The sequence below is a fragment of the Streptomyces viridosporus genome (assembly GCF_002078235.1).
Classification (GTDB): domain Bacteria; phylum Actinomycetota; class Actinomycetes; order Streptomycetales; family Streptomycetaceae; genus Streptomyces; species Streptomyces viridosporus.
In genome coordinates, this window is sequence record NZ_MSGP01000019.1 from 1 (window position 1) to 4,555 (window position 4,555).

Sequence of the window (4,555 nt, forward strand, 5' to 3'; positions counted from 1 at the left end):
CAGTAGGCGTTGTTGTTGCCGTGCTGGGTGCGGCCCAGCTCGTCGCCGTGGGAGAGCATCGGGATGCCCTGCGACAGCAGCAGCGTGGCGAGGAAGTTGCGCTGCTGGCGGGCGCGCAGCTCGAGCACGGCCGGGTCGTCGGTGTCGCCCTCCGCGCCGCAGTTCCAGGACCGGTTGGCGCTCTCGCCGTCCCGGTTGCCCTCGCCGTTGGCCTCGTTGTGCTTGTCGTTGTACGAGACGAGGTCGCGCAGCGTGAAGCCGTCGTGCGCGGTGACGAAGTTGACGCTGGCGCGCGGCCGGCGCCTGTGGTGCGCGTACAGGTCGGAGGAGCCGGTCAGCCGGAACGCGAACTCGGCGAGGGTGTGCTCCTCACCGCGCCAGAAGTCCCGTACGGCGTCCCGGTACTTGCCGTTCCACTCCGACCACAGCGGCGGGAAGTTGCCCACCTGGTAGCCGCCCTCGCCCACGTCCCACGGCTCGGCGATCAGCTTGACGCGGCTGATCACCGGGTCCTGCTGGATGAGGTCGAAGAACGCCGACAGCCGGTCCACCTCGTGGAACTGCCGGGCCAGGGTGGCCGCGAGGTCGAAGCGGAATCCGTCGACGTGCATCTCGGTGACCCAGTACCGCAGCGAGTCCATGATCAGTTGGAGCACGTACGGGTGACGCATCAGCAGGCTGTTCCCGGTGCCGGTGGTGTCGTAGTAGTGCGACCAGTCGCCGTCCACCAGGCGGTAGTACGAGCCGTTGTCGATCCCCCGGAAGGAGAGCGTGGGGCCCTTCTCGTTGCCCTCGGCGGTGTGGTTGTAGACGACGTCCAGGATCACCTCGAGCCCGGCCGCGTGCAGGGTCCTCACCATCTCCTTGAACTCGGTGACCTGCTGTCCCCGGGTGCCGCGGGCGGCGTAGGCGTTGTGCGGGGCGAAGAAGCCGATGGTGTTGTAGCCCCAGTAGTTGGCCAGGCCGCGGTCCTGCAGCACGCCGTCCTGGACGAACTGGTGCACCGGCATCAGCTCCACCGCGGTGACTCCCAGCGAGGTCAGGTGCTCGACGACCGCGGGGTGCGCGAGTCCGGCGTAGGTGCCGCGGAGTTCCCCGGGGACGTCGGGATGGGTGCGGGTCAGGCCCTTGACGTGGGCCTCGTAGATCACGGTATCGGCGTAGGAGCGGCCGGGCCGGACGTCGTCGCCCCAGTCGAAGGCCGGGTCGGTCACCACACCGAGCATGGTGTGCCCGGCGCTGTCGGCCGGGTCGGGGCCGTCGGGGTCGCGCTCGTGGAGCGAGGGGTGGTTGTCGATCTGCCCGTCCACCGCCGTGGCGTAGGGGTCGAGGAGCAGCTTCGCCGGGTTGCAGCGGTGGCCGGCCGCCGGGTCCCACGGTCCGTGCACCCGGTAGCCGTAGCGCTGCCCGGGGCCGACTCCGGGGAGGTAGCCGTGCCAGACGAAGCCGTCGGCCTCGGTGAGCCGGACCGTGCCGTGGTGGCCGTCGTCGTCCACCAGGACCAGGTCGACGCGGTCGGCGACCTCGCTGAACAGGGCGAAGTTGGTGCCCTCCCCGTCGAAGGCCGCACCCAGCGGATAGGGGCGCCCGCTCCACACGGGCGCCCCTCTCCGTTTCCGCGACCGGGTCACCGGGCCTCCTCCAGCACGCCGCTCGGTGTGCGGACCAGGCCGGTCAGCTGGGTGACGGGCACCTCGCGGGGCACGTCCAGGCCCTCGCTCTCGCGCGGGTCGGGGCCGGTCGGCACCAGCGGGACGCGTTCGCCGGCGCGGGCGCGCCGCGAGAACCAGATGACCTTGCTGCCGGTCTCGGTGGCGCAGCAGCCCCATCCGTCGCTGCTCGCCGCGATGTGCTGCAGGCAGCCGCGCAGCTCCTGGTCGGGTCGCAGGGCCCGGTCGTTGTCCCCGACGGCGGTGATGAGGTGCTGGCCGTTCCACCACATCTCGATCGACGTGTTCTTGTCGGTGGCGTGCTCGTCGATGGCCCGCAGCAGCATCTCGGTGCCGCGGCAGACGGGCTCCATCAGGTTCTCGAGGTCCCAGAACCTGAGGTGGGCGGCCAGTATGCGGCTGACCTGTTCCACTTTCTCCGGACTGACTTCCACGTCGAGGTGGTAGTAGCAGGGCACTGCGGTCTTCATGGTCGTCGGCTCCTCACCGCGAAGCTCCCGTTCCTCCCGCCCCTGCGGGACGGGCCCCGAACACGGAACGTGAGCGGGAATCGCTTCTGAGTCACCCTCAGCGTGAGGGGGTTGGTCCATTCGTGCAACACGAGCGCACGCCTGAGACGGAGGCGACGACATCTGAGCGCGTCACGGCCGCCATGACTGGTTGAAAATCCAACAAGACGGTGAGTCATCACCCGTGCACCATGTGTGAAGACCTCGATCGCCGTTACGGGTCCGTGCCGCTGCGCGCACGGCTGCCGCCCGACCACCGGGACAACGCGCCCTCCATCGAGCCACGGAAAGGTGAACGGCGCCATGCTGCTACCCGCCAAAGCCGAAGTCGCCCGGCAGTTGCGTCGCTACCGGGCCTGGGAACGCGTGATGCTCGCCGCTCCGGCCGACCGCACGGTGCGGGCCACCTTCGAGGACTCCGGTTACACCCTCTGCGTGCTGATGGGCAAGCGCTGCGCCCGGGAGGCGGCGGACGCCGCCGAACGGTACCTGCGCACCACCCCCGTCACCCATCTGCAGGAACAGAACGACAGGCCCTGCCCGACCGTCGCGGTCAGACGGGGCCCGCCGACGACGCAGCGGCGCTCCCCGGCGGGGAGGTAAGGGCCTTCCCGCCGCAGTTTGGTCCCCACGCCCGGGCGCCGGCCCGGCGTCGAGCACGGCGGAGGTGCAGATCCATGAAGACGACCCGGGCCGTCGGCCGTATCCCGGTGCGGGACGTCCGGCCGTCCGTCGACTGCGGCAGACGTCCGGCGAAGGCCGTCGTGGGCGAGACGTTCGAGGTCACGGCCACCGTGTTCCGCGAGGGGCACGACGCGGTGGCCGCCAACGTGGTCCTGAGGGACCCCGAGGGGCGCCCGGGGCCGTTCACGCCGATGCGGGAGCTGGCTCCGGGCACGGACCGGTGGGGGGCGGAGGTCACCGCCGGTGCGCCCGGGCTGTGGACGTACACCGTGGAGGCCTGGGGAGACCCCGTGGAGACCTGGCGCAGGACCGCCACGATCAAGGTTCCGGCGGGCATCGACACCGGTCTGGTCCTGGAGGAGGGCGCCGACCTGTACGAGCGGGCGGCGGCCGGGGTGCCGCAGGACGACGGGCAGGCCGTGGTCCTCGCCGCGGCACGGACCCTGCGCGACGACTCCCTGCCCTGCGCCACCCGGTTGGCGGCGGCGTTGACGCCGCCGGTGGGGGCGGTGCTGGCGCGGTACCCGCTGCGGGAGCTGGTGACCGGCAGCGCGCCGCTGCCGCTGCTGGTGGAGCGCGAGCGGGCGCTGTACGGGGCCTGGTACGAGTTCTTCCCCCGCTCGGAGGGCACGCCCGAGCAGCCGCACGGCACCTTCCGCACCGCGGCCCGCCGGCTGGAGGCGATCGCCGCGATGGGCTTCGACGTGGTCTACCTGCCGCCGATCCACCCGATCGGCACCACCTTCCGCAAGGGCCCCAACAACTCCCTCACCGCCGGCCCGGACGACGTCGGGGTGCCCTGGGCGATCGGCTCGCCGGAGGGCGGGCACGACGCGGTGCACCCGCGGCTGGGCACCGAGGAGGACTTCGCCCGGTTCGTGCGGCGGGCCGCCGGGCTGGGGCTGGAGGTGGCGCTGGACTTCGCGCTGCAGTGCTCGCCGGACCACCCCTGGGTGCACAAGCACCCGCAGTGGTTCCACCACCGGCCCGACGGGTCGATCGCCTACGCGGAGAACCCGCCGAAGAAGTACCAGGACATCTACCCGATCGCGTTCGACGCCGACCTGGACGGGCTGGTGGCCGAGACGGTGCGGCTGCTGCGGCACTGGATGGCGCTGGGGGTGCGGATCTTCCGGGTGGACAACCCGCACACCAAGCCGGTGGTGTTCTGGGAGCGGGTGCTCGGGGAGGTCAACCGCGCCGACCCCGACGTCGTCTTCCTGGCGGAGGCGTTCACCCGCCCGGCGATGATGCACACCCTGGCGCAGATCGGCTTCCAGCAGTCCTACACCTACTTCACCTGGCGCACCACCAAGCGGGAGCTGACCGAGTACCTCACCGAGCTGGCGGGGGAGGCCGCCTGCTACATGCGGCCCAACCTGTTCGCCAACACCCCCGACATCCTGCCCGCCCACCTCCAGCACGGCGGCCGGCCCGCCTTCGAGGTCCGCGCGGTGCTGGCCGCCACCCTCTCGCCCGCCTGGGGCATCTACAGCGGCTACGAACTGTGCGAGAACACCCCGCTGCGCGAGGGGAGCGAGGAGTACCTCGACTCGGAGAAGTACCAGCTCAGGCCCCGCGACTGGGAAGCGGCCGAGCGCGCGGGCCGCACCATCGCCCCGCTGATCACCCGCCTCAACACCATCCGGCGCGAGAACCCGGCCCTGCAGCAGTTGCGGAACCTCCACTTCC

General features: G+C 71.4%; 4 protein-coding genes. 2 read left to right on the forward strand and 2 right to left on the reverse strand.

Annotated features, from left to right (window positions below; all coding sequences use genetic code 11):
• Together glgX and B7L92_RS01530 are read right to left on the reverse strand one after the other, a co-directional pair.
• Nucleotides 1-1,598, reverse strand: a 1,598-nt coding sequence (glgX, locus tag B7L92_RS01525; RefSeq protein WP_081235692.1) for a glycogen debranching protein GlgX, incomplete at its 3' end; no start/stop codon positions are given.
• Between the two features lie 29 nt (nucleotides 1,599-1,627).
• Nucleotides 1,628-2,140, reverse strand: a complete 513-nt coding sequence (locus B7L92_RS01530; RefSeq protein ID WP_081235693.1) for a pep a2 — start codon at nucleotides 2,138-2,140, stop codon at nucleotides 1,628-1,630.
• Between the two features lie 342 nt (nucleotides 2,141-2,482).
• Here B7L92_RS01530 and B7L92_RS01535 point away from each other — a divergent pair, with 342 nt between their 5' ends.
• Together B7L92_RS01535 and B7L92_RS01540 are read left to right on the forward strand one after the other, a co-directional pair.
• On the forward strand, nucleotides 2,483-2,782 hold the full coding sequence (locus B7L92_RS01535) for a DUF5133 domain-containing protein (protein WP_081235694.1): 300 nt from the start codon (nucleotides 2,483-2,485) through the stop codon (nucleotides 2,780-2,782).
• A gap of 74 nt (nucleotides 2,783-2,856) precedes the next feature.
• A partial coding sequence (locus B7L92_RS01540; protein ID WP_081235695.1) for an alpha-1,4-glucan--maltose-1-phosphate maltosyltransferase occupies nucleotides 2,857-4,555 on the forward strand: 1,699 nt, incomplete at its 3' end.

Coding starts and splice junctions, on each gene's coding strand:
- B7L92_RS01530 (WP_081235693.1), bottom strand. CDS start 2,140: ATGAAGACCGCAGTGCCCTGCTACTACCACCTCGACGTGGAAGTCAGT.
- B7L92_RS01535 (WP_081235694.1), top strand. CDS start 2,483: ATGCTGCTACCCGCCAAAGCCGAAGTCGCCCGGCAGTTGCGTCGCTAC.